This is a genomic window from Sagittula sp. MA-2, assembly GCF_030126985.1.
Classification (GTDB): Bacteria; Pseudomonadota; Alphaproteobacteria; order Rhodobacterales; family Rhodobacteraceae; genus Sagittula.
Genome location: NZ_CP126145.1, coordinates 4,213,547 through 4,235,738, shown reverse-complemented (window position 1 = coordinate 4,235,738; position 22,192 = coordinate 4,213,547). Strand labels below are relative to the sequence as shown.

Annotated in this window: 26 protein-coding genes and 1 riboswitch; of the genes, 12 read left to right on the top strand and 14 right to left on the bottom strand. The window is 67.0% G+C overall.

Annotated elements, in window-relative coordinates; genetic code table 11:
* Position 1 precedes the first annotated feature (1 nt).
* The 5 genes from QNI11_RS20670 to QNI11_RS20650 all read right to left on the bottom strand — a co-directional run bounded on the left by QNI11_RS20670 (position 2) and on the right by QNI11_RS20650 (position 4,316).
* On the bottom strand, positions 2–430 hold the full coding sequence (locus tag QNI11_RS20670; RefSeq protein WP_283981582.1) for a hypothetical protein: 429 nt from the start codon (positions 428–430) through the stop codon (positions 2–4).
* Positions 431–533: 103 nt separating this feature from the next.
* Positions 534–2,039, bottom strand: a complete 1,506-nt coding sequence (locus QNI11_RS20665) for an alkaline phosphatase (protein WP_283981581.1) — start codon at positions 2,037–2,039, stop codon at positions 534–536.
* A 249-nt stretch (positions 2,040–2,288) separates the two neighbouring features.
* The gene (locus tag QNI11_RS20660; RefSeq protein ID WP_283983541.1) at positions 2,289–2,894 is read right to left on the bottom strand and encodes a 2-dehydro-3-deoxy-6-phosphogalactonate aldolase; all 606 of its coding nucleotides are present in this window, start codon (positions 2,892–2,894) and stop codon (positions 2,289–2,291) included.
* Entirely contained in the window at positions 2,891–3,775 is an 885-nt protein-coding gene (locus QNI11_RS20655; RefSeq protein ID WP_283981580.1) for a 2-dehydro-3-deoxygalactonokinase, read from the bottom strand. The genes QNI11_RS20660 and QNI11_RS20655 overlap by 4 nt, the downstream gene beginning before the upstream one ends.
* 10 nt (positions 3,776–3,785) lie before the next feature.
* Positions 3,786–4,316, bottom strand: a complete 531-nt coding sequence (locus tag QNI11_RS20650; RefSeq protein ID WP_100928560.1) for an invasion associated locus B family protein — start codon at positions 4,314–4,316, stop codon at positions 3,786–3,788.
* A gap of 183 nt (positions 4,317–4,499) precedes the next feature.
* On the opposite strand from QNI11_RS20650, the gene QNI11_RS20645 reads away from it, so the two are divergent.
* A complete protein-coding gene (locus QNI11_RS20645; protein ID WP_373418452.1) occupies positions 4,500–5,477 on the top strand; it encodes an asparaginase in 978 nt (325 codons plus the stop codon).
* Between the two features lie 3 nt (positions 5,478–5,480).
* On the opposite strand, the gene serB is transcribed toward QNI11_RS20645, so the two are convergent.
* From serB to QNI11_RS20620, 5 genes are all read right to left on the bottom strand, one after another.
* Complete coding sequence (serB, locus tag QNI11_RS20640) at positions 5,481–6,344, bottom strand: phosphoserine phosphatase SerB (RefSeq protein WP_283981578.1); 864 nt, start codon at positions 6,342–6,344, stop codon at positions 5,481–5,483.
* Between the two features lie 74 nt (positions 6,345–6,418).
* Complete coding sequence (locus QNI11_RS20635) at positions 6,419–6,709, bottom strand: hypothetical protein (RefSeq protein ID WP_283981577.1); 291 nt, start codon at positions 6,707–6,709, stop codon at positions 6,419–6,421.
* 96 nt (positions 6,710–6,805) lie between these two features.
* Positions 6,806–7,165, bottom strand: coding sequence for a glycine cleavage system protein GcvH (gene gcvH / locus QNI11_RS20630; RefSeq protein ID WP_100928557.1), 360 nt, complete (start codon positions 7,163–7,165; stop codon positions 6,806–6,808).
* A gap of 18 nt (positions 7,166–7,183) precedes the next feature.
* Positions 7,184–8,326, bottom strand: coding sequence for a glycine cleavage system aminomethyltransferase GcvT (gene gcvT / locus QNI11_RS20625; RefSeq protein WP_283981576.1), 1,143 nt, complete (start codon positions 8,324–8,326; stop codon positions 7,184–7,186).
* Positions 8,327–8,475: 149 nt separating this feature from the next.
* Positions 8,476–8,562: riboswitch (glycine riboswitch) on the bottom strand.
* Between the two features lie 7 nt (positions 8,563–8,569).
* Positions 8,570–9,085, bottom strand: a complete 516-nt coding sequence (locus QNI11_RS20620) for an Rrf2 family transcriptional regulator (RefSeq protein ID WP_100928555.1) — start codon at positions 9,083–9,085, stop codon at positions 8,570–8,572.
* Between the two features lie 105 nt (positions 9,086–9,190).
* Between QNI11_RS20620 and QNI11_RS20615 the strand changes: the two genes are divergently transcribed.
* Positions 9,191–9,748: a gamma-glutamylcyclotransferase family protein gene (locus tag QNI11_RS20615; protein WP_283981574.1), complete on the top strand. Its 558-nt coding sequence runs from the start codon at positions 9,191–9,193 to the stop codon at positions 9,746–9,748.
* Between the two features lie 22 nt (positions 9,749–9,770).
* Here the strand turns inward: QNI11_RS20615 and QNI11_RS20610 are convergent, their stop codons facing one another.
* Positions 9,771–11,408: a DNA polymerase Y family protein gene (locus QNI11_RS20610; protein ID WP_283981573.1), complete on the bottom strand. Its 1,638-nt coding sequence runs from the start codon at positions 11,406–11,408 to the stop codon at positions 9,771–9,773.
* A gap of 239 nt (positions 11,409–11,647) precedes the next feature.
* Here QNI11_RS20610 and QNI11_RS20605 point away from each other — a divergent pair, with 239 nt between their 5' ends.
* The gene (locus QNI11_RS20605) at positions 11,648–11,911 is read left to right on the top strand and encodes an I78 family peptidase inhibitor (RefSeq protein ID WP_283981572.1); all 264 of its coding nucleotides are present in this window, start codon (positions 11,648–11,650) and stop codon (positions 11,909–11,911) included.
* A gap of 9 nt (positions 11,912–11,920) precedes the next feature.
* Here QNI11_RS20605 and QNI11_RS20600 read toward each other — a convergent pair whose 3' ends face one another.
* A complete protein-coding gene (locus tag QNI11_RS20600) occupies positions 11,921–12,382 on the bottom strand; it encodes a hypothetical protein (RefSeq protein ID WP_283981571.1) in 462 nt (153 codons plus the stop codon).
* A 187-nt stretch (positions 12,383–12,569) separates the two neighbouring features.
* Here QNI11_RS20600 and QNI11_RS20595 point away from each other — a divergent pair, with 187 nt between their 5' ends.
* Together QNI11_RS20595 and QNI11_RS20590 are read left to right on the top strand one after the other, a co-directional pair.
* Complete coding sequence (locus QNI11_RS20595) at positions 12,570–13,682, top strand: S-(hydroxymethyl)glutathione dehydrogenase/class III alcohol dehydrogenase (protein ID WP_100928550.1); 1,113 nt, start codon at positions 12,570–12,572, stop codon at positions 13,680–13,682.
* A gap of 126 nt (positions 13,683–13,808) precedes the next feature.
* Positions 13,809–14,846, top strand: coding sequence for a zinc-dependent alcohol dehydrogenase family protein (locus tag QNI11_RS20590; RefSeq protein ID WP_283981570.1), 1,038 nt, complete (start codon positions 13,809–13,811; stop codon positions 14,844–14,846).
* Positions 14,847–14,871: 25 nt separating this feature from the next.
* Here the strand turns inward: QNI11_RS20590 and QNI11_RS20585 are convergent, their stop codons facing one another.
* Entirely contained in the window at positions 14,872–15,708 is an 837-nt protein-coding gene (locus QNI11_RS20585) for a hypothetical protein (protein ID WP_283981569.1), read from the bottom strand.
* Positions 15,709–16,027: 319 nt separating this feature from the next.
* Here QNI11_RS20585 and QNI11_RS20580 point away from each other — a divergent pair, with 319 nt between their 5' ends.
* The 7 genes from QNI11_RS20580 (at position 16,028) to QNI11_RS20550 (ending at position 21,160) form a co-directional block, all read left to right on the top strand.
* The gene (locus QNI11_RS20580; protein WP_283981568.1) at positions 16,028–17,446 is read left to right on the top strand and encodes a TrkH family potassium uptake protein; all 1,419 of its coding nucleotides are present in this window, start codon (positions 16,028–16,030) and stop codon (positions 17,444–17,446) included.
* Positions 17,447–17,474: 28 nt separating this feature from the next.
* Positions 17,475–18,236, top strand: coding sequence for a potassium channel family protein (locus tag QNI11_RS20575; protein WP_283981567.1), 762 nt, complete (start codon positions 17,475–17,477; stop codon positions 18,234–18,236).
* A 138-nt stretch (positions 18,237–18,374) separates the two neighbouring features.
* Positions 18,375–18,809 (top strand): GNAT family N-acetyltransferase, encoded by a 435-nt coding sequence (locus tag QNI11_RS20570; RefSeq protein ID WP_283983540.1) that lies wholly within the window; start codon positions 18,375–18,377, stop codon positions 18,807–18,809.
* 103 nt (positions 18,810–18,912) lie between these two features.
* Entirely contained in the window at positions 18,913–19,269 is a 357-nt protein-coding gene (locus QNI11_RS20565; protein ID WP_100928545.1) for a hypothetical protein, read from the top strand.
* On the top strand, positions 19,269–19,877 hold the full coding sequence (locus QNI11_RS20560) for a hypothetical protein (protein ID WP_283981566.1): 609 nt from the start codon (positions 19,269–19,271) through the stop codon (positions 19,875–19,877). Before QNI11_RS20565 ends, QNI11_RS20560 begins: the two co-directional genes overlap by 1 nt.
* Positions 19,874–20,374, top strand: a complete 501-nt coding sequence (locus tag QNI11_RS20555; protein WP_283981565.1) for a hypothetical protein — start codon at positions 19,874–19,876, stop codon at positions 20,372–20,374. The genes QNI11_RS20560 and QNI11_RS20555 overlap by 4 nt, the downstream gene beginning before the upstream one ends.
* Positions 20,375–20,458: 84 nt before the next feature.
* The gene (locus QNI11_RS20550) at positions 20,459–21,160 is read left to right on the top strand and encodes an NYN domain-containing protein (RefSeq protein ID WP_100928542.1); all 702 of its coding nucleotides are present in this window, start codon (positions 20,459–20,461) and stop codon (positions 21,158–21,160) included.
* Between the two features lie 35 nt (positions 21,161–21,195).
* Here the strand turns inward: QNI11_RS20550 and QNI11_RS20545 are convergent, their stop codons facing one another.
* Positions 21,196–22,131, bottom strand: coding sequence for an AEC family transporter (locus QNI11_RS20545; RefSeq protein WP_100928541.1), 936 nt, complete (start codon positions 22,129–22,131; stop codon positions 21,196–21,198).
* Positions 22,132–22,192: the final 61 nt, after the last annotated feature.

Here is a 22,192-nt window from a genome sequence, read left to right as displayed (position 1 = left end):
GTCAGGCGCGCTCGTAGGTGGCGTTCGTCAGGCGGGCCATACTCAGGAAGCCGGTGTCGGGGTCCTTGTAGGCCCCGAGGGTCAGGTCGCCGCGCACGGCGAGCTTCACGTTGAAGGGTTCGACGTCGACGATCCGCTTGGTGTAGACCGCGAGGATGTCGTCGGGCCACTCGGCCTCCGTCTCGCAAAAGGGGCAGACGGCCATCGGGCGTTTTGTCAGCACGAAAAAGCGCGACTCCGCCTTCAGCGGCGGGGCCATGAACCCTTCGAACAGGATGCGGCTGCCGGAGGCGTCCTGTGCAAACGACGAGAAATCGCCGTTCTTCTCGTAGAGTTCGCGGATCTTGGCAGGCCCGTCGGCGGCCCGCGCGAGTGTCGGCAGAAGGAAAGGCGCGGCGAGAACGGTTGTCAGGGCGGTGCGGCGGTCCATGGTCCGTCTCCTTGGTCTGGTCTGTCTAACGTGTCCCACATGTCATGTCGGACGAACAGGGCCGCCCCGGAACAGGGCGGCCCCTCTCAGCCTGCGCGGCCGTTTATTCTGCGTCCACCGCGTGCTTCATCACGTGGAAGATCACGTTCTGCTCGATGGTGGAGTCGAGCAGATGCGACCACGGGCCCTTGGCGTAGACCGACACGTCCTCGCCCGAGTGGGTTTCCGAGGACATGGGGATCAGCGCCTGCTGGACGTAGTCGATGTCGGTGGCCTCTTCCTGAGTCAGATCGCTGCGCGAGCCGGTCCAGTCGTTGCTGCCGTCGGTCGGCTCCTTCAGCACGGAACCGGCGCCGTTCAGGTAGCCCAGCACGGTGTAGGGCTTGCCGTCGGCGGCGGTCAGGGGGGTGCCGTCGTTGGCCTCGCCTTCCTTCGACACGCCCATGCACAGGCCGAGGATGTCGGAGCCGCGGCCGCAGTAGCCGTTGAACGCGATGGCGTGCTCGTGGTCGGCGGTGACGATGATCAGCGTGTCGGCGTCATCGGTCATCTCGTCGGCCAGCGCCACGGCCTCGGCAAAGGCCACGCCGTCGGACAGGGTGCGGTATGCGTTGCCGTCATGGTTCGCGTGGTCGACGCGGCCCGCCTCGACCTCGAGGTAATAGCCGTTCTCGTTCTGTGACAGGAACTCGATGGACTTGCGGGTCATGTCGGCCAGCGAGGGTTCGTCCTCGTCGGCGCGGTCGGCCTCGTATTCCATGTGGCTGTCGTTGAACAGCGCGAGGATCGGCGCGTCCATGGTCAGAGCCTCGAAGCCGGCGGTGTCCTCGGCGAACTGCGCGCCCAGGCCGGTGGCCCGGTCGATCAGGTTCACGCCATCGGTGCGGCGGCCCTTGGACTGGCCGTTGGTCTCGCCTTCCGGCAGGAAGAAGCGGCCGCCGCCGCCCATGGCCATGTCGATCACGCCCGCTTCCATCTGGTCGATCAGCTGGGTCGCGATGTCCTTGGAACCTGCACAGTCGCCCTCGATCTCGCCTTCCCAGTTGCGGTTGGCGGTCTTGGCGTAGACGGCCGCCGGGGTGGCGTGGGTGATGCGCGCGGTCGAGACGATGCCGACCGACTTGTCCATGCCCGAGACGATCTCGGCAAAGGTGGTCAGGCGGTTGCCTTCCTCGGTGGTGCAATCGTCGTGGATCGCGTTCTCACCGAGGTTGATGAGGTTGAAGCGCTGCTTGACGCCGGTGTTCAGCGCGCCCGCGGTCGGGGCGGAGTCCGGGGTCTGGGCGTTGATGTTGTAGGTCTTGACCAGCGCCGAGTACCACTCGGGCGTTTCGTAGGGGAGGACGTTCTCTTCGCCCAGCATGCCCTTTTGCTGGCCGTCGAACAGGCGCACGGCGTAGTTGGTGCCGACACCGTTGCCATCCGCGACGAAGACGATGACGTTTTTGGCGCGGCCGGTGTTGGGCTGGCGGGCCAGCATCGCTTCGATGTGCGACTGACCGGCGGCGTACCAGTCGGAACCGGCCTGCGGCAGGTCCATGGCATGGCTTTCGGCGAAGGCGGAGGTGGCGGCCAGAATGGCGGCCATCGACACGAGGGTCTTTTTCATCGGGTTGCTCCCAGTTGGCATTCTACAGCCTGCCGATAGGGCCGCCAGGTCTCGGCAGTGTGACACCCTCGTAACGGATTCATGAAACGCAATCATTCCGCAGTCCTGCCCCACCTTGGACGCATTGGACTGCGAGAAGATGATCGGAGCCGTTCCAACCTCGATGCGCATGTTATCTCATCGCGTATCCGCAATGTTATTCAGTAACGGTCGGTTGTCAACGGGATTTTCTAGCGTGTTCTGCGGGGTTTAGAGGAAGACGGCGTCGAAGGCGGCGACGATCTCTGCCCCGTGCTTGCCGATGTCCTCGGCGGTCCTGCCCGGTTTGAAAAGCTGCGAACCTATGCCGAAGCCGGACACGCCCGCAGCGTGCCAGTCGGCGAAGTCGTCCGGCCCGACGCCGCCCACGGCAAACGTCTCGGTCCCCGCAGGCAGCACGGCCTTGAGCGCCGACAGCCCGTCAGGGCCAAGCTTGGACGCGGGGAAGAACTTCAGCCCGTCGGCCCCGTTGCGCAGGGCGGTGAACGCCTCTGTCGCGGTGAACACACCGGGGTAGGAGGCCATACCCGCCTGCTTGGTCGCCACGATCACGCGCGGGTTGCAGTCTGGCGACACGACCATGCCCGCGCCGATGTCCTTCAGCCGCAGCACATCGGCCGGGTCCAGAACGGTGCCCGCGCCGATCAGCGCGCGATCCCCTGCACAGCGGACCATGCGCGCGATGCTGTCGAACGGCTCCGGCGAATTGAGCGGCACCTCGATGCGGGTGATCCCGGCGGCAATCAGCGCTTCGGTCACGGGCTCCGCCTCCGACGGCGTGAGGCCCCGGAGGATGGCGATGATGTTCCGCATCAGGCGGTTCCTTTTCTGTAGGCCGCAGTCAGGCCGGCCAGTGTCACGCCTTCGACGGACACGGTGCGCACCATGGCCGACTGTGCCGCAAGCGCGGTGCGATAGATCTCTGCCAGTGCGTTTTCGCCGAGGATGACGACCTGCTGCCCCAGCCAGTAGGGCCTGGCGCCGGCCAGTTCGAGGCCGATCAGCAGGCCCGACAGCCGGGCGCGGGCAGCGCCGGGTCCAACGCCGGACAGAAGGCTCCCGGCGCGGATGGCAAAGAGGTCCGCCGCGACGGTCGCGGGGCGGCCCATCGCCTGATCGACGGCTTCAAGGAAGGTGTCCTGTTTCCAGCCATCGCCGACCGAGAAGCGCAGGACCGACTGCTTCGACAGAAGGTCGAACATCTCGCCGGTCATGAAGGTCCGGAAGGAGACGACCTCTGCCGCGCTGACATGCACCCACTTGGTATGCGTGCCCGGAAGGCAGAGGACGCCGTCGAAGCCGGACTCAGCTGCAAGGAAACCGCCGATCTGGGTTTCTTCGCCGCGCATGACATCGGGTGGGGCGGACTGGCTCATCCCGGGCAGGATGCGCACGCGCAGGCGGGGATCGGAGGTTTGGACAGGGATCCCTTCGGACGGGATCGCGCAGGGCACCGACGCGTAGGGCGCTTCCTTCCAGCCCTGCCGCGCCCCGGCCATGCCGCAGATGATGACATCGGTCGGGCCGGTCAGGCTGTCGCCCAGAAGCTCCAGAAGCACGGCTTCGTAACCGTCCGGGGACAGTTTCGACATGCCGCGCGGGTCGTCGATCCGGCGCACGGGGGCGTCGCCCTGCATCATCCAGAGGCGCAGGTGCGACGTGCCCCAGTCGGCGGCAATCCAGTCCGGAGCGCTCATGTCAGACGCGTCAGGACTTGCAGCGCGTTTCGGCGTCCTCGACCGCGGCAGTGAAGCCCAGCAGGGAGAAGGTGTCCTTCGTGGTGGTCCCGCGCGAGGACACGGCGGTCAGCACGGCACTGGAGCCCCGCTTCATCGCGGTGACCAGCTTGGCGTCGTCCTGCGGTGTGGCGGGCCATGCCCACTCGCCCTCGGTGTACATCTCGAGCTCGGTGCCATCGACCGTGACGTTCACGGTCGAGCCCGGTGCAAACGGGTAGCCGCCGGTAAAGGCCACCTGGCCGTTGACGCCCGCCTCGGGGCGGAAGAACACCATCAGGAGGATCTCGCCCCGGGTCACGGCGACCACGCGGCCATCCTTGGTGTTCACACTTTCCTTGTACGTGGTGACAGCCCAGCATTCGCGCGGGTTCTGACCCTCGAACACCGACCAGTCGGTCATCGCGTCGACCCGGTTCGTGCTGCTTTCCTGCGCCTGTGCAAAGGTCGCGCCCAACATCATCGCCACGGCGCCAACCATGCGACCAAGAGTAGAATTCATTCCTGCAGCCTCCAGCTGTCCATGCCTCTGACCGTCCGCGTTCCCGGCCCTGTCCCGACCATTGTGGTCCGCGGCGGTGTTTTCTCTCGACGGCAGGACTTTAGCCTGAAAAAAGCAAAATGCGAAAGCCCCGTTGGCAGAAAGTCGCTCAGGCGAAAGGAGGTCGGAATGGCAGCTCGGATGATGGTGGAAGTCTGGCGCGGACCGCTGGCAGAAAGTGTGCATGCAGGCCATGCTGTGGTCTGTGACGGGACCGGCGAAATCGTCGAGGCCTGGGGCGATCCCGAAGCCGTGATCCTGCCGCGCAGTTCGGCCAAGATGATCCAGGCCCTGCCGCTTGTCGCCTCGGGCGCGGCGGACGCATTTTCCCTGTCGACCGAACGGCTTGCGCTGTCCTGCGCGTCCCACGAAGGGGCGCCCGTTCACAATGCCGCGGTGCGCGAATGGCTGGCGGATATCGGCCGGTCGGAGAATGACCTGATCTGCGGGCCGCAGCCCTCCCGCGACAAGGACCTGTGGCTCGGGATGATCCGCGACGGCCAGGAGCCGGGCCGGGTTCTCAACAACTGCTCGGGCAAGCACACCGGCTTCCTGACGCTGACCCGTCACCTCGGCGCAGGGGCGGAGTATTGCGACCCCGATCACCCGGTGCAGAGGGCCTGCCTTTCGGCCTTCGAGGAAGTCACTGAAATGGAATCCCCCGGCTTCGGAATCGACGGCTGTTCCGCGCCGAATTTCGCCACCTCCATGGCGGGCATGGCCCGGGCGATGGCATTCTATGCGACGGCCAGCCAGCGGGGCGACCTTCTGTCACGCTCGGCGGCCAGGCTGGTGGAGGCGATGATCGCCCATCCGCTGCTGGTCGCGGGCGAGGGCCGTGCCTGCACGCTGATGATGCGGGCCGCGAAAGAGCCGGTGGCAATCAAGACCGGCGCCGAAGGCTACTTCATCGCCATCCTGCCGGAGCGCGGGCTTGGCATTTCGCTGAAGATCGCGGACGGGGCCACGCGCGCCTCGGAATGCGCCATGGCGGCGATCCTCGTCCGCCTGGGGGTGTTGAGTGCAGAGCACCCGGACGTGAAGCGCTTCCTCAACCCCGAGATCCGCAACTGGGACGGGCGCGTCACCGGTTGGGTCCGCCCCGCCCCCGGCGTCTTCTAGCGTCTAGACAAAGTCGGACCGGGCGTAGCCCTGCAGGAACAGCAGGGCCGTCAGGTCGCCGTGGTTGATCCTCAGGTCACATTGCGCCTGCACGCTGGGCTTGGCGTGCAGCGCGACGCCCATGCCTGCCCGGTTCAGCATCCCGAGATCGTTGGCCCCGTCGCCCACTGCGACGACATCGGCCTCCGTGATGCCAAGGCGCGCGGTGATCTGTTCCAGTGCCTCGATCTTCGCCTCGCGGCCGAGGATCGGACGCCCGACCTCACCCGTCAGCTGGCCCGCGTCGATCAGCAGGGTGTTGGCACGGTTCTCGTCGAAACCCAGAAGCGCCGACACGCGCGCGGTGAAGGCGGTGAAGCCGCCCGACACCAGCGCCGCATGTCCGCTCGCGGCGTGCATCGTGTCGATCAGGGTCTGGCCGCCCGGCATAAGCGTGATGCGTTCGGCCACGACCTTGTCGATGACGCTTTCCGGCAGACCCTTCAGCAGCGCGACACGCTCGATCAGCGCGCCTTCGAAGTCCAGTTCCCCGTTCATCGCGCGCGCCGTGATGTCCTTCACATGCGCGCCGACCCCGGCCTCTTCGGCCAGTTCGTCGATGCACTCCTGCTGGATCATCGTGCTGTCCATGTCGGCCAGCAGCATCTTCTTGCGGCGGTTTTCCGCGGGGACGAGGTTCAGGTCCGCCTGTGTCGCGATGCTGTCGCGCACCTCGTCGAAATTGCCGGGCTTCACCTCTAGCGGAAATTCGGCGGCTTCGTCTGGAGAAAGCCAGGTTGCGATGCCGCCCCCGAAGGCGTTGCGCAGGCTGTCCACAAGGGCCGCGTCCAGCGTGCCCGGTTTCGCGATGAGCGAGGCGATAAGCATGAAGGTCCCCCGACAAGGAATGTCGCGCGCTTTAAGCACGCCGGCGCGGGAAGGACCAGACGCCGGGGCGGTGTTCAGCCCTTCGACTTCACCGCCTGCAGCAGCATCTCCATCGCCATGCGGGCGCCGCGGGCGTCCTGAAAGGCGATGCCTGCGCCGCTGGTCTCCCAAAGGGATCGGGCGTCCTCGCCGCTGGCCAGCATGTCCTCCAGCAATCCGCGCAGGACCGGGCGTTCGTCGGCTGCGATGCCGGAGACCGCTTCGTCCACCGCGTCCTCGAACCGCTCGAAGCGGTCGAAGATCTGGTGCGACAGCGCCTTGCCGACCTGCGTCCAGACTGCGGACTGTGGCGGTGTCATCTCCATCGGTTCACCCCTGCGGACGGCGGGCATCCACCGGCCACGGGCGCGCCCGTGGGTAGGGCGGGGCTTTGCGCCACCGCCCCAGCCAGAGAGGCAGCCTCAGGAAATGAACTTCTTGTAGGCCGCTTCATCCATCATGTCCTCCAGCTCGGACAGGTCCTCGACCTTGAGCTTGAAGAACCAGGCGTCCCCTTCGGGGTCCTCGTTCACCTTGCCCGGGTCCTCGACGATCGCCTCGTTGACCTCCACGATCTCGCCGTCCAGCGGCGCGAGGATGTCCGACGCCGCTTTCACGGATTCGATGACCACGACCTCGTCGTCCTTCGAAACCTCACGCCCGACATCGGGCAGTTCGACAAAGACCACGTCGCCCAGTTGTTCGGCGGCGTGCGCCGTGATGCCGACGACAACGAGGTCGCCTTCGACTTCGAGCCATTCATGCTCTTCGGTGAATTTCATGTGTCGTCTCCTGTCCGTTCACCGTTTGAATCCTGCCGGAACGAAAGGCAGCGCGGCGACGTCGACCGCCATCCGCTTGCCCCGTACCTCGCCCCACAGCCGCGTTCCCTCGCCTGCGAAGTCCGTCGCGACGTAGCCCATTGCCACCGGCCCGCCAACCGTCGGACCGAATCCGCCGGAGGTCACCTCGCCGATTTGCGTGCCGCCGGTCTCCGCGTCGAAGAGCTGCACGCCCGACCGCATCGGCGCCCGGCCCTCGGGCCGCAGGCCGACGCGCTTGCGCTTCACACCGTCGGCAAGCTGGCCAAGGATGTAATCCGCCCCCTCGAAGCCGCCCTCCGTCTTGCGGCGCTTGCCCATGGCCCATGTCAGACCTGCCTCGACCGGCGTCGTCGTCTCGTCGATGTCCTGGCCATAAAGGCACAGCCCGGCCTCGAGCCGCAACGAATCCCGTGCGCCGAGGCCGATGGGCTCGACCCGCGGGTCCTGCAGCAGTGCCTTCACGAAGGCCTCTGCCGATTGATTGGGCAGCGAGATCTCGAACCCGTCCTCGCCGGTGTAGCCCGAACGCGACACCCAGCATTCCGCGCCGCCAAGGGGCAGCGTTGCCACGTCCATGAACTTCATGTCGCGGACGGCGGGGTGATGCTCGGCCAGGACGTCCTCCGCAGCCGGGCCCTGCAGCGCGATCAGCGCGCGGTTTTCCAGCAGCTTCACGCGGATGCCTTCCGGCTCCAGCGCGGCGCGCATCAGGGTGAGGTCGGTGTCCTTGCAGGCGGCGTTGACCACCACGAACAGGTGATCCTCGCGCCGGGCGATCATCAGGTCGTCGACGATCCCGCCGTCGGCGTTGGTGAGATAACCGTACTTCTGACGGTCCTCGGGCAGGTTCGCGATGTCCACCGGCACGATCTTTTCCAGCGCCTCGTCCAGCCCGGGTCCGCGCAGCACGACCTGGCCCATGTGGGACACGTCGAACAGGCCGGCGGCGGCGCGGGTGTGAAGGTGTTCCTTCATGACGCCAAGGCCGTATTGCACCGGCATCTCGTACCCGGCGAAGGGCACCATCTTGGCGCCCAGCGAACGGTGCAGCCCGTTCAGCACGGTTTCCTTCAGTCCGTCCTCGTCGTCATCATGGTCGTGGCTATGGTCGTGGGCCATGCGCGCTCCTCTAGGTCGTTCCCGGGGCCGCATCGCGCCGGGACAGGTCTGGCGCGCCCCTCGGCACGCCGCGTCTGCCCCCTCTGTCCCGTCGCCTGAGATCGTTATCCCTTCGGCGGACGCGTGACGCGCCACTCTCCAGAGTCTTCTTTCCCCCGACGGTCCTTGGGCCTGAGCGTTTCCGGGGCGGTTGCGCCTTCGGCACCGGCGCTTGCCGGTTCTCCCGTCTGGATTTTCCGGACGCTAGTGGATGCCTTCGGCGATGACAAGCGCGCTGTCGGCCCCTTTGGCCCGCGCCGCAACCGACGCCCGGCCAGAGCATTTCGCCTGCGGTGCGATGATGTCCAGAAGCGGAACATTGTCGCACACCAGCGTGTCCAGCGTGATCGGATCGAGCGTTTCGTAGAAGGAGTTCGCGGCCTTGGTCAGCAGGTCGCGCAGGCGGCAGGCCTCTGTCAGCGGGCAGGTGTTGTCCACGTCGGCAAAGCACTCGGCCAGCGGAACCGGCTGCTCGAGATGGCGGAAGACGTCGCCGATGACGATCTCGCTGGCCGGGCGTGCCAGTTCCAGCCCGCCGTTGCGGCCGCGCTGGGTGTGAAGGAAGCCAAGCTGGGCAAGCTGGTTGATGACCTGTGCAAGGTGGTTTTCCGAGGCGTTGCAGACCTGCGCGATCTCGTGCTTGGTCACCAGTCGTCCGGTGTGCGCCGCGCAATACATCAGGACGCGCATGGCGATGTTGGTTCTCTTGGTGACTCGCACGGACGGCCCTCCGATCCCTTTGTTGCGCGGTCTGTATGGCATCTCGCGGGGGACAAGCGTTTGACATGCATCAATTTGGCCAAATAAATGCCGTCTATGAGAAGCATGTTTTTCTTCGGTTACGGCTCGCTGGTGAACGCGGCCACCCATGCGCACGCGCCCTGCCTGCCCGCAACGGTGCGCGGCTGGCGGCGGACCTGGGTGGCGACGCCGCAGCGCGCCTTGTGCTACCTGAGCGTGGTGCGCGATCCTGCCAGTCAGGTCGAAGGGGCGATTGCCCCGGTGCCCGATGGCGACTGGGCCGCGCTCGACCTGCGCGAGGCGGCCTATGCCCGCCACGACGCCACGGCGGACGTGACCCATGACAGCGAGGCCGGGCAGATCGCGATATACTCCGTCCCGCCGGAACACAGCGGCGCCCCCGGTCCTGAGAACGCGATCCTGCTCAGCTACCTCGACACGGTGATCGGCGGGTTCCTTCACCTGCACGGGCGTGCCGGGGCGGAAGCGTTCTTTGCCACCACCTCCGGCTGGGAGGCGGCGGTGCTGAACGACCGTGCCGCGCCCCGCTATCCGCGCAGCATCGCCCCCACGCATGAGGTTCTGGACCTTATCGACGAGTCGCTGTCCTCTCTGGGCAGCCGGATCGTGACGGCGGAGTAGCTGCGGCGACCGGCTGACCGCCTCAGGCAAAGCTGCCGTGGCAGAACCAGCCGGACGACAGCGTCCCGCCGTGGGCGTAGAACAGCCACAGCCGGTCGCCCCGGTCGGTCTCCACCTGCCAGTAGTCGCGATGGCCGGAGCGCCAGGCCGGATCGTCGAACCACCATTCCGGCGCGATGCGTTCCGGGCCGCTTTGCCCCGTCGCCTGCCAGTCCCGCCCGCGCCAGCGGAACCGGCCGGGCAGGCGCGGCGTGTCGGGCGCGTGGACCGGCTCCGGATGCCAGAGCATCAGCGGACGCGGGCGCGGCGGCGGCTGCCAGTCGCGGGAGGGATCTGTCCAGGCGGCGGGCACCACCTTCGAGCCCTTCTCGGGGATGTGGCTGTCGGCGGGATGGCGGCGGGTGACGGCCTCCATCCCCAGCCGGGCGCCGAGGCGGCCGATCAGGTCCTCCAGCGCGGCGCCCCTGTCGCGGCGGCGGGCGCCGAGGGCCGCCGCCTCTGCATGGCCGGCGGTGATGCGGGCGTGCAGCGGTTCCGTCACCAGCGCCTCCAGCCGCAGCATGTCGATGCCGGGGCCGGCGTCCATCCCGGGGATCTTCAGCTTCATCAGCGGCACCAGCCGGTGCGCCTGATCCGCGGCGCGGGCGGCGGTCACCGTCTGCCAGATCATCTCGTGATCGCAGCGGTGGATTTCCATCCGCAGGGTGCGGACGCCGCGCCCGGCGTTCTTCAGCCGGGCGCACAGGCGCTCCGTCATGCGGGCAAAGGCCTCTGCCACGTCGTCCTCCAGCCCGATGGGATCGGGGAAGGACATGCGCACGGCAAAGCGTTCCGGCGCGGCCTTCGGAGAGACCGGCTCCGGCGCGCTGCCCATGGCCTGATCCAGCCGTTCGACCAGCCCGCGCCCGAAGCGCCGCGCCAGGCCGGCGCGTGGCTGACCGAGGATGTCGCCCACCTGCCGCAGGCCCAGCCGCGTGAGTTGTTCGACCGTCTGCGGCGGCAGGCGCAGGGCGCTGATCGGCAGGGCGGACAGCGCCCCCCACGCGGCACCGGGGGCGGCGATGCGCGTGGCCACAGGACCGTCGGCCGGGACATCGGAGATCGCCCGGCGCTTGCCGGCCCGGGCGCGGGTGGCGGGGGCCTCCTGGTCGATGGCGTCGCCGGAGCGGGCGGTGCTGCGCCCCCCTTCGGCGAACCGCGCCAGCGCCCAAGCCGCCCCCAGCGTGTCTGCAAGCCCGAGCCGCACCGTCAGGCCAAGGTCGGCACAGTCGCGCGCGACCTGATCGCACAGCTTCTGCTCCCCGCCGAAGAGATGCGCGCAGCCGGTCAGGTCGATCACCAGCGCGTCGGGCGGCTCTGCCGCGACCCAGGGCGAGAACTTGCCCGCCCAACGGTGCAGCGCGTCGAGGAACCCCTGCTCGCGGTGCGCCATCGCGGGGCGGGTCAGCAGCGTCGCGCAGAGCGCATGGGCATCTCGCAGGGACTGCCCGCGGGACAGCCCCGCGGCCGTGGCCTCGACAGAGAGCGCGGCCAGCGTCTGGGCGTTGCCGTCAGAGGCGACGGTGGCAAAGGGTTGCCCGGCAAGATGCGGCTCCGCCCGCAGCCAGCGTTCGGCGCCGAGGCGGGGAAACCAGAGCGAGAGGATACGGCGTTTGGACATGAGGCAGCAGCTTTGTTCTTCATTTGTTCTAGAGGGGGCGGGCCGGGGAGTCGAGTCCGGCGGGCTGCGGGTGCTTGGGCGGAAAACGGCGCAACGCGGCCTGCAACAGGCCGTGGTTGTTGGAAAATCCGCCACGCCGACCGATGTTTGGGGGGAAGGCGGAGTGAACTCCGCCCTACGACATGGTGTGCGTGCGGTTACGGAAACACGACGTCCCGCCCGCCGGAAGGAGCAAGCTCATGCGACAGGCATGGATACTGACATTGGTGATTCCCGCGCTGGCGGCCTGCGAGCCGGTTACGGACCCGCGCGGCCCTGCGCCCACCTGCGCCGCAGGACAATTCGCCGGCATCGTGGGGCAACCGGTCGCCGCGGCCGCCGCCGTACCCGACCCGAAACGGATCATCCGCCCCGGCGACATGGTGACGGAGGACTACAGGTCGAACCGCACGAACGTGTACCTCGACGGGCAGGACGTCATCACCGAGCTGAAGTGCGGCTGACCTGACGCGTCAGCCCCGGTGTGCCGAAACGCGCGGCGCGTCCGCCTCCGGTTCTTCGGTCAGGCGGCGCAGGGCGGCGCGCAGTTCGCCGGTGTCCTCGCCGGAGCGGATGAGGTCTTCCAGTTCCTTCCGAAGCCGCAGGTCGCAGCTTCGGACGGAATGGCGGAGCGCATCGACAAGCTGCCGTTCGTCCGTCGTATCCGCCGCCTGGCTCCGCGCCCTGAGCGAGGTGTCGAGCGCCTTCAAGGCGGTCAGCGCCTCCCTCCGCCGGGCGATGCGGCGTGCGCGGATGGCCGCAGGATCGCGGCTGTCCGACAGGAGAAGCGCCAGATACCCGCCTTCCACCGCGCCGTCGCAATGGGTGACGATTGCCTCGCGCAGCAGGTCGGGGCGTTCGACCGCCCGCAGACGCGCCACAAGCTGCGCGGTTTCCGGAGACAGGAAGGCGTCGGGCAGGGTCGGGGCGGTCATGGGAATGGGAACCTCTCTCCGCAGGGTCCGCCCGAGACTGGCGGCGAGTTCCGAAGATTCGGTTAAAATTCTGCAAGCGGGCCGCACGCGGCCGGAAGCACCCTCCGGCGCAGGACTGTCGGGTTGCGGCGTCAAGTGGTTTGGCGCAGTGTCCGCGCAAATCAGTGTGTCTTAAGGAGAGATGACGATGCGGACAAAAGCGGCGGTGGCGCTGGAAGCGGGCAAGCCCCTGGAGGTCATGGAAGTGAACCTCGAAGGTCCGAAGGCGGGCGAGGTCCTGGTCGAGATCAAGGCCACGGGCATCTGCCACACGGACGAATTCACCCTGTCGGGTGCCGATCCGGAGGGGTTGTTTCCCGCCATTCTCGGCCACGAAGGCGCGGGCGTGGTGCTCGAGGTGGGCCCGGGCGTGACCTCGCTGAAGCCGGGCGATCACGTGATCCCGCTCTACACCCCCGAATGCCGCCAATGCGAATACTGCCTCAACCCCAAGACCAACCTCTGCCAGGCCATCCGGACCACGCAGGGGCAGGGCCTGATGCCGGACGGCACCTCGCGCTTCTCGATGCTCGATGGCACGCCGATCCTGCACTACATGGGCTGTTCGACCTTCTCGAACCACACCGTCCTGCCGGAGATCGCGCTGGCAAAGATCAACCCGGACGCGCCTTTCGACAAGGTCTGCTACATCGGCTGCGGCGTGACCACCGGCATCGGCGCGGTCATCAACACTGCCAAGGTGGAGATCGGGTCGCGCGCCATCGTCTTCGGCCTGGGCGGGATCGGCCTGAACGTGATCCAGGGCCTGCGGCTGGCGGGCGCGGACCAGATCGTCGGCGTGGACCTGAACCCCGACAAGGTCGAGATGGCAACCCGCTTCGGCATGACCGATTTCGTCAACCCGAAGGACGTGGAGGGCGACCTCGTTCCCTACCTCGTGGACCTGACCAAAGGCGGTGCGGATTACACCTTCGACGCGACGGGCAACGTGGGCGTGATGCGCACCGCGCTGGAAGCGGCGCACAAGGGCTGGGGTGAATCGATCATCATCGGCGTGGCGCCGGCCGGGGCCGAGATCAGCACCCGTCCCTTCCAGCTTGTCACCGGGCGGGTCTGGAAAGGCACCGCGTTCGGCGGCGCGCGCGGGCGCACGGATGTCCCGAAGATCGTCGACTGGTACATGCAGGGCAAGATCGAGATCGATCCGATGATCACCCACACGCTGACCCTCGACGAGATCAACAAGGGCTTCGACCTGATGCACGCGGGCGAGTCGATCCGCTCGGTCGTGGTCTACTGACAAGGCCGGGCCCGCGCCGCTTTTGCGCGGGCCCGATCAACCGGCGGCGGCCCATGGTCACGCCTTGCGGACGTGGCGATCAGCCTGCCGCCCCTCGTTCCAGCCCACGAAAACGGAGCCAGCCTCATGAAAGCGGTCCTCTTCGAGAAATTCCGTGAAGCCCCGAAGGTCGTGACGGTCAGCGACCCGACGCCCGATCCGCACGGCGTCGTCATCAAGGTCGAGGCGACCGGGGTCTGCCGCTCTGACTGGCATGGCTGGATGGGGCACGACAGCGACATCCACCTGCCGCATGTGCCGGGGCACGAACTGGCTGGCATCGTCGAGGCGGTGGGCAAGGACGTGGTCAACTGGAAGCGCGGCGACCGCGTGACCGTCCCCTTCATCTCGGGCTGCGGCTCCTGCCCTGAGTGCCACGCCGGACACCAGCAGGTGTGCCTTGCGCAGGAGCAGCCCGGCTTCACCTACTGGGGGTCGTTCGCGGAGTACGTGATGGTCCACAAGGCGGACCTGAACCTCGTGGCCCTTCCGGAAAGCATGGATTTCGCGACCGCTGCCAGCCTTGGCTGCCGGTTCGCCACGTCGTTTCGCGCTGTCGTGGACCAAGGGAAGGTCTCGGCAGGCCAGTGGGTTGCGGTGCACGGCTGCGGCGGTGTCGGGCTGTCGGCGGTAATGATCGCCAATGCGGTGGGCGCCAACGTCATCGCCATCGACATCGACGACAGGAAGCTGGCGCTGGCAAAGGAACTGGGTGCGGTGGCCGCGATCAACGGCGCAACGGGCGACGTGCCCGAAGCGGTGATAGAGCTGACCCGCGGCGGCGCGCATGTCTCGCTGGACGCGCTGGGGCATCCGGTGACCTGCTTCAACTCGATCCAGAACCTGAAACCGCGCGGCAAGCACGTGCAGGTCGGCCTTATGCTGGGCGAGCACACGACACCGCAGGTCCCCATGGCGAAGGTCATCGGCAAGGAGCTGGAGATCCTCGGCTCGCACGGGATGCAGGCCCACCGCTATGGTGCGATGCTGGACATGATCATCTCCGGCAAGCTCGATCCGTCGCGCCTTGTCGGTGATCGGATCAGTCTGGAGGATGCGCCGGCGGCCCTGATGAACATGGACAGGTTCCAGTCCATCGGCGCGACGGTGATCACCTCGTTCTGACACATCAGGGGCCGGGTCGTGGTGGCTACTGATCATTCTTGCCGCGGATCGTCTTCAGAAGGCTGGTCATCGCGCGGTTGGCGTCCGGCCCCATGTCCTTTGGCAGGGGCAGCGCCGGGATGAAGCGGATCGGGTCGCCGCGCTGGGGGGCCTGGCCCACATGATGGATGCCGGGCTTGCCTGCGCCGGCGTAACCTTTCGGCGCCTCTGTCCGCTTTTTCATCCCGTCGCGCACGTCCTTGATGTTGGACAGCAGGCCCACGATGTCCGAGGCGAACCTGCCGTGCGCAGTGGCCGCGTCGTGCGAGTGGCCCATCTGCTTCGAACTGTAGAACACGAACCCGCCGACAAGTCCGCCGACATCGCCGTAGAGGTATTTTCCTTCGCCCGGTTGCCGCAGGATGCGCTGGCCGGGGCTTTCGGTGACGTACACCGGCTTGCCCTTCTTCGTGTAGTGCGAGGGCGTCGGGTTGTTCAGCTGCTGCTCGTCCGGCGGATTGGCGGCAGAGGACATGACCCGGATGGTCCGGGCATGTGCGCCGATCCCCATGTAGTAATCGAAGACGTCGGTGTTCACGGGCGTGCCTGCCGGATGGGCCTTCTGCAGCCGAATGATTGGAGACACCGATTTCCCCTCGACCAGCTCGACCGGCGCCCACTCGGCGAACACGGTAAAGATCACCTCGATCTCCTGCTTCGTGAAGGTCCCGGTCAGTTCCTTCAGGAAGACGGTCAGCGGCGCCTTGGTGAAGCCCTGCGCACGTTTGACCCGGTGACGGAAGCTGGCGACGCGGATGGCATGCGCCTGCGGCGAGAAGGACGGCTGGAGGGCGGCTTCGAGCGTGTTGAGCGGCTGATTCATGGCATGCTCCGTCTGTCGGAGCGCGTGGGGCGCGTCAGGCCCCCGCGGCATCCGGGGTGAACAGGGACGTGATGAAATCGGCTAAGGGAGCAAAGACCCGCCCGACCCGAAATCGGTCGCCGGCGCGGTCACCTATTACGTTGCGTCAGTCTGGGGTACGGGCATTTCCCGGTCAAGGTAGGGTTCTACCTACCCCAGTCGGGTGGGTCCGGCGACGGCACGTCTGGACCTTCCCGCAGACCCGGCGCATGGTGCGCGGTGATCCGGCGCTCGTCCTGGCGGACGCCCCGGTTGAAGATGGTCGGAGGCACTGGGGCACATGACGCTGGTCATGTTGGCGAATGGCCTGCTCATGATGGGCATGGCGGCGCTGATGGCGTTGATCGGGCTGGCATATCCCGAGACACGCGGGGTTTTCCTGGAGGCGGCGACGCTGGTGGGTTTCGTCGGCGGGCTGTCAACGCTCGCCGTCGCGAACCGGCCGCGCGGCTTCCGGCGCATGCACTCCTTCCTTGTCACCGGCACGATCTGGATCACCGGCGCGACCATGGGCGCGATCCCGCTGTGGTTCTGGCAGATGGCCCCGGTGGACGCCTTCTTCGAATCGATGTCGGGGATCACCACCACCGGGTCGACGGTGATGACCGGGCTGGATTCCACCCCGCCCGGCATCCTCCTGTGGCGCGCCATCCTGCAATGGCTGGGTGGGATCGGGTTCATCGTCGCGGGCATCGCGTTGCTGCCGATCCTGCGGGTTGGAGGGATGCAGCTCTTCAAGACCGAAAGCTCCGAAAAGGGCGACAAGGAAATGGCGACGGCGGCCCGCTTTGCCGGGACGACGCTCTGGGTCTATGCCGGGCTGACGGTGTCCTGTCTCGCGGTCTACCATGCGGGCGGCATGACCGCCTTCGAGGCGCTGGTGCACGCGCTGACCACGCTTTCGACGGGCGGCTACTCGACCTCGGACGCGTCCTTCGGCCAGTTCGAGCAACCGTTCCTCGAATGGGCCGGGACGTTCTTCATGGCCGCCGGGGCGCTTCCCTTCGCGTGGTACATGAAGGGCATCGGCAAGGGCGATTTCCGCAGCGAGCAGGTGCGCGCCCTCGCGGTCCTGTTCTTCGTCTCGATATCTCTGATCACGGCGTGGCGTGTCTGGACCTCGGGCGAACCGGTGTTCGAGGTTCTGCGGCACGTGGCGTTCAGCGTGGTCTCCGTGGTGACGACAACGGGTTATGCCACGGTCGACTACACGACATGGGGGCCCTTCGCCGCGACCGCCTTCCTCGTGCTGACGGCGATGGGCGGGTGCAGCGGCTCGACCTCGGGCGGGGCCAAGATGATGCGGTGGCTGATCATGCTGCGCGTGCTGCGCATCCGGTTCCAGCGCGTGCGCCTGCCGCATTCGATGGATTCTCCACGCTATCAGGGCCGGGTGATCGGCGACGACGTGGTGACCGGGGTGATGACCTTCTTCGTGCTCTACGCGATCACGGTCTTCGGCCTGGCCGTCGTGCTCGACCTTTACGAACTGGACATGATGACCTCTTTCAGCGGCGCGCTGACGGCGGTGGCGAACGTCGGGCCGGGCATCGGCAGCCAGATTGGCCCCTCCGGCAACTTCGCGAACCTGCCCGAGGGCGCAAAGTGGTGGCTGTCTTTCGGCATGTACGCGGGTCGTCTCGAGATGATGACGGTCTACGTTCTGTTCACCCGTGTATTCTGGCGCGAGGTGGCCTGACGTATCGCGTCTGTGGGAAAGGGTGGACATGAGGAACAGGATCCGGGAGCTCTATGTCGGCGAAAGCACGCGTGCGCACCGGTTCCGCTACGCTTTGCTTGCCTTCGACGTCGGCACCATCCTGTTCGTGATCGCCACTTCCTTCACCGAGCACGGGCCCTTTTTCGAAGCGATCGACGCGTTCTTCGGTGTGGTCATCCTGATCGAGTTCGGGATGCGGTTGTGGATCTCGACCAACCGCTGGCGGCTGATGACCCGGCTCACCACGCTGGCGGACCTCGTAGCCATCGTGTCCTTCCTGGCGCCGCTGGCGGGCGAGGGGCTGGGATTCCTGCGGGTGATGCGGACGCTCCGGCTCCTGCACACCTACCACCTGTCGGAACAGTTGAAGCGCGACTTCCCCTACTTCCGCCGCAACGGGGATATCGTCCTCGCTGTACTCAACCTCGGGGTCTTCATCTTCGTGATGACCGGGCTGGTCTACGCGACGCAGTACAACGTGAACCCGCAGATCCGGAACTACGCCGACGCCCTGTATTTCACGGTGACGGCGCTGACGACCACCGGGTTCGGGGACATCGTGTTGCAGGGGTCAGTGGGACGTCTGATCTCGGTCGTCGTCATGCTATTCGGCATCACGCTGTTCCTGCGGCTGGTGCAGGTGCTGTTCCGCCCCAACAAGGTGCGGTGCGAGTGCGAGGAATGCGGGCTGGTCCTGCACGATGCCGACGCGGTCCACTGCAAGCACTGCGGGACCGTGATGCACATCAGGACCGAAGGGCAGTCCTGAGACGGGTCAGTCCCGGCAGGCTGACCGCTTGACGACGGGTCCGCGTTCGGCCAGCAGACGGGCAGGGCGGTCCGGACGAAGGGGAACGGCGTGCAGATCCGAGAAGCGGTTGAAAGTGATCGGGACGCGGTCTGGTCGATGCTGGAGCCGGTGTTCCGCGCAGGTGACACCTATGCCATCGACACCGACATACCGAAGGACGCAGCACTGGCCTACTGGTTCGGGCCAGAGCGCACCGTGTTCGTCTGCGAAGAGGCGGGCGCGCTCCTGGGCACATATTACATCGTGCGCAACCAGAAGGGCGGCGGCAGCCACGTCTGCAACTGCGGCTACGTCACGGCAGAGGCGGCGCGGGGCCGGGGCGTCGCGCGCGCCATGCTGGCCCATTCGCTGGAGGTGGCGCCGGGAATGGGCTTCACGGCGATGCAGTACAATTGCGTCGTGTCCAGCAACACAAGGGCCGTGAAGACCTGGGAACAGGCCGGCTTCGAGACGGTCGGCCGCCTGCCCGGAGCCTTCCGGCTGCCATCCGGCGTGGCGGTGGATGCGCTGGTGATGTTCCGCACCCTGTGATTCTCAAGATCGGCGCGCGGCAGGTAGCGGCGCGCGCCGCATTGCCTTGTCCGACAAGCGCGTGGAATTACATGCACGTCTGACAATGTTGGGTTGAGTTGTAATGATTTTCCTATCGGGTGAGTTCATCGAGAGGACGGGCAGGCGCGAACGGCGCCACGCAAGCGACCTCCGGATTGCCGAGTTCCTGCGGGGCCGCGTGGCAGAGGCGAAGACCGTCGAGGAGGAGACCCTTCTCGGCTTTGTCCGGCGCAACCGCGGGCTCGCCGCACGCTTCGGTATTACCTCAGAACAGGGCGTGGCGCGTTTCTGCCTCGTGCAGGTGGTCTACGGCGGCGCTGCCGAGCGCGACCCCGGCGTGGCGTCATACCTGATGCGCCCCGACGGCGATCCGGAGGAGGATATCCGGCGTCTTGTCGATACGCTGGCCCGGTTGTCCGCTCCGGACGGGGGCGCCTGATGGCGCTGCCGGCACTGGCTGCGCCCTTGGCGTGGAACCTGCTCCGCCAGGGTGCGATGTGGGCCGGACGCGCGCTGCTCGGGCGGGGCGCGCAGCAGGCGGCGACCGGCGCGGCCGTCACCGCCGGGGCCGCCACCGTGCACGAGATGACGAACGGTGCGAACGACGAGATCGACCAGACCCTCGCGCCCGCCGATGCCACGCGGGCCTGTGCCACCTGCGCCCGGAACAATCCCTGCCGGCATCTGGCGGCGGGGGCGCCCGGCGGTCCGTATCGCGGCGGCGCCTATGGCACGCTTGCGGCGAACGGCGGCCATCGCCACCACACCCCGGCCAAGGCGGTCAGCCCCCTGCCCCATGCGATCGGACCGGCCTTGCAGATGGACACCGCCGATCACATGATGACGGCCAGCCACCCGGCCTCGGGTGGGGACTACCTTGGATACCAGGCGGCGCAGGCTTCGCTCATCGCGTCCGGCAACTTCATGGGAGCGGTCATGATGGACGTGGCGGACATCCAGTCCAAGTTCCCCGGAAAATACGACGCGGCGCTGGCGCAGATGGTCGCCTACGCGGAATGTCTCAAGCAGAACGGAGTGGTGCAATGATGGATGACGTCACATGGCAGATCGCGCCGAACGAGGGGCTCCTGCCGGTTCGCTTCGGGGACACGCCCGACGCTGTCGCGGCCCTGCCCGGGATGCCCGCGGTGGAACGATCCGTGCCGCAGTTCGGCGGTGGCGTGACGGAGCAGCGCGGGCCGCTGGTGCCGAGCATCGGTTACGCCGAAGGTGTCGTCACCTACATCGCCGCTGTCGCGGACGTCCCGCGCGTGCGCTTCGGTGAACTCGACATCTTTGCCGCCCCGCCGAACGAGGTGCTCGCCGCGCTCGAAGAGGCCAACGGCGCCCCGCCGGGCCTGACCTTCGACACGCTGGAGTTCGTGGCGCTGAATGTCTCGTGCACCGGGTACTACTTCCCGCGGGAGGATCGCCTTTTCGACCGGGACCGCGACGACCAGGACGACCGGGTGATGATCCTGCGCGCGCCGGGCACGCGGGTCGTGGTGCCGGGGGTCGATCCGGTGCCGATCAGTTTCCTCTGAGTCCGCTCCGCCCTCCGGGTTTCGGTTCGACAGTGCCCCTGTCCGTGTTAGGAGGGCCACACCGAGAGAACCGAGGAAGCACCGATGCCCAATGATACACGCCTGCTGGCCGTACTGATCGACGGGGACAACACCTCCCCGAAATATGCGAGGGCGCTTTTCGACGAGATCGCCTCGCTGGGCGAGGCCTCCGTCCGACGGGTCTACGGCGATTTCGGCAGCCAGCAGATGAACGGCTGGAGCCGGGTCACTGCGGAATACGGCCTTGTGCCGCTGCACTCGCCCGCGAACACCGTGGGCAAGAACGCCTCCGACATCTCGCTGGTGATCGACGCTATGGACCTGATGCACACCGAGCGGTTCGACGGCTTCGTGCTGGTCAGCTCGGATTCGGACTTCACCCGGCTGGCGAGCCGGATCCGGGAGCAGGGCCTCGATGTCTACGGCATGGGGATGCAGAAGACGCCCGACGCCTTCCGCAAGGCCTGCAAGCGTTTCATCTACCTCGAGAACATCGACAGCGCGCCGGAAGAGTCGAAAGACATCAAGACCGACAAGCGGCCGATGACCGAGGCGCGCGACCTGATCTTCAAGGCGATGGATTCGATCGACGGCGACGACGACTGGTACAAGCTGGGCGACATCGGGCAGGTCATCACCGCGGCCAACCCCGACTTCGACACCCGGACATACGGCAAGCGCAAGCTGTCGGACCTCGTGAAGGCGCTCAAGGTGTTCGAGACCCGGAACTCCGCCAGCCAGCTGCTGGTGCGGCGCGTCGACTGAGGGGCAGGCGGCGCAAAGCCCCGCCCTACAGGGCGTCAGAGCGGGGTGGTGGCCACGAGCGCGATGATCGCCGAGACGGTCAGGATCGACGCCGCGGTCGAGATCAGGATCGAGGCAGAGACCCGCTGTGGCGCGATGCCGTAGTGCTGCGCCAGGATGAAGACGTTGCCCGCGACGGGCAGCGCCGCCGCCGACACGGCGACCGACGCGCGGTAGGCGTCGACCGGGAAGAACAGGTAGACGCCCAGTCCGACGAACAGCGGGTGCAGGATCAGCTTGGCAAACGACAGCCAGGCCGCGATCTGCAGCCGCTCTGCCGACTTGGACGCGAGCGAGGCGCCGATGGCGAACAGCGCCCCCGGCGTCGCCGCCGCGCCCAACGTCGAAAAGAAGCTGTCCAGCACGTCATGCAGCCCCAGCCCGGTGGCCGACACCATGAGCCCGGCGGCGATGGAGACGATCATCGGGTTCTTCAGAAGCCCGACCGCCAGTTTCTGGAAGATGCGCAGCGACATGGACCCTTCCCGCGCCGCCGTGACGATCAGGGTCAGCGCCGAGGAAAAGACGATCAGGTCGATGGACAGGATCAGGATGATCGGGCCCACCGCCTCCTGTCCCAGCAGCAGCGCCAGCATGGGCACGCCGAGGAAGCCGGTGTTGCCGATGGCCGCGCACTGCGCCTCGATCGCGGCGGTCTGGGTGTCCAGCCCGCGCGCGAAGGCGATCAGCATACCGATGGCGTAGGTGACGCCCGTGCCCCAGAGATACGCGGACGCCAGCCGGGGTTCGAAGATCTCGTCGAAGGACAGGTTGGCCGAGAACCGGAACAGCATCGCCGACAATGCGAAGTAGAAGACGAACTTCGTCAGGTGCGCGCTCGCTTCCTCCGAGAAGAAGCGGATGCGCGCGGCCCCGTAGCCAAGACCGATCAGGCCGAAGAAAGGTAACGTCTTGAGGAAGATCGCCAGCATGATCGTTCGATAGCACGGGGGGCGGTGGCGTCAATCCGCGCCGGCCCTGCGGTGCGCCGGC

Excerpts from the sequence above, each read along its gene's own strand:
- QNI11_RS20670 (WP_283981582.1), bottom strand. The coding sequence starts at position 430 with ATGGACCGCCGCACCGCCCTGACAACCGTTCTCGCCGCGCCTTTCCTT.
- QNI11_RS20665 (WP_283981581.1), bottom strand. The coding sequence starts at position 2,039 with ATGAAAAAGACCCTCGTGTCGATGGCCGCCATTCTGGCCGCCACCTCC.
- QNI11_RS20655 (WP_283981580.1), bottom strand. The coding sequence starts at position 3,775 with ATGAGCGCTCCGGACTGGATTGCCGCCGACTGGGGCACGTCGCACCTG.
- QNI11_RS20650 (WP_100928560.1), bottom strand. The coding sequence starts at position 4,316 with ATGAATTCTACTCTTGGTCGCATGGTTGGCGCCGTGGCGATGATGTTG.
- QNI11_RS20645 (WP_373418452.1), top strand. The coding sequence starts at position 4,500 with ATGGTGGAAGTCTGGCGCGGACCGCTGGCAGAAAGTGTGCATGCAGGC.
- serB (WP_283981578.1), bottom strand. The coding sequence starts at position 6,344 with ATGCTTATCGCCTCGCTCATCGCGAAACCGGGCACGCTGGACGCGGCC.
- QNI11_RS20635 (WP_283981577.1), bottom strand. The coding sequence starts at position 6,709 with ATGGAGATGACACCGCCACAGTCCGCAGTCTGGACGCAGGTCGGCAAG.
- gcvH (WP_100928557.1), bottom strand. The coding sequence starts at position 7,165 with ATGAAATTCACCGAAGAGCATGAATGGCTCGAAGTCGAAGGCGACCTC.
- gcvT (WP_283981576.1), bottom strand. The coding sequence starts at position 8,326 with ATGGCCCACGACCATAGCCACGACCATGATGACGACGAGGACGGACTG.
- QNI11_RS20615 (WP_283981574.1), top strand. The coding sequence starts at position 9,191 with ATGTTTTTCTTCGGTTACGGCTCGCTGGTGAACGCGGCCACCCATGCG.
- QNI11_RS20610 (WP_283981573.1), bottom strand. The coding sequence starts at position 11,408 with ATGTCCAAACGCCGTATCCTCTCGCTCTGGTTTCCCCGCCTCGGCGCC.
- QNI11_RS20605 (WP_283981572.1), top strand. The coding sequence starts at position 11,648 with ATGCGACAGGCATGGATACTGACATTGGTGATTCCCGCGCTGGCGGCC.
- QNI11_RS20600 (WP_283981571.1), bottom strand. The coding sequence starts at position 12,382 with ATGACCGCCCCGACCCTGCCCGACGCCTTCCTGTCTCCGGAAACCGCG.
- QNI11_RS20595 (WP_100928550.1), top strand. The coding sequence starts at position 12,570 with ATGCGGACAAAAGCGGCGGTGGCGCTGGAAGCGGGCAAGCCCCTGGAG.
- QNI11_RS20590 (WP_283981570.1), top strand. The coding sequence starts at position 13,809 with ATGAAAGCGGTCCTCTTCGAGAAATTCCGTGAAGCCCCGAAGGTCGTG.
- QNI11_RS20585 (WP_283981569.1), bottom strand. The coding sequence starts at position 15,708 with ATGAATCAGCCGCTCAACACGCTCGAAGCCGCCCTCCAGCCGTCCTTC.
- QNI11_RS20580 (WP_283981568.1), top strand. The coding sequence starts at position 16,028 with ATGACGCTGGTCATGTTGGCGAATGGCCTGCTCATGATGGGCATGGCG.
- QNI11_RS20575 (WP_283981567.1), top strand. The coding sequence starts at position 17,475 with ATGAGGAACAGGATCCGGGAGCTCTATGTCGGCGAAAGCACGCGTGCG.
- QNI11_RS20570 (WP_283983540.1), top strand. The coding sequence starts at position 18,375 with ATGCTGGAGCCGGTGTTCCGCGCAGGTGACACCTATGCCATCGACACC.
- QNI11_RS20565 (WP_100928545.1), top strand. The coding sequence starts at position 18,913 with ATGATTTTCCTATCGGGTGAGTTCATCGAGAGGACGGGCAGGCGCGAA.
- QNI11_RS20560 (WP_283981566.1), top strand. The coding sequence starts at position 19,269 with ATGGCGCTGCCGGCACTGGCTGCGCCCTTGGCGTGGAACCTGCTCCGC.
- QNI11_RS20555 (WP_283981565.1), top strand. The coding sequence starts at position 19,874 with ATGATGGATGACGTCACATGGCAGATCGCGCCGAACGAGGGGCTCCTG.
- QNI11_RS20550 (WP_100928542.1), top strand. The coding sequence starts at position 20,459 with ATGCCCAATGATACACGCCTGCTGGCCGTACTGATCGACGGGGACAAC.
- QNI11_RS20545 (WP_100928541.1), bottom strand. The coding sequence starts at position 22,131 with ATGCTGGCGATCTTCCTCAAGACGTTACCTTTCTTCGGCCTGATCGGT.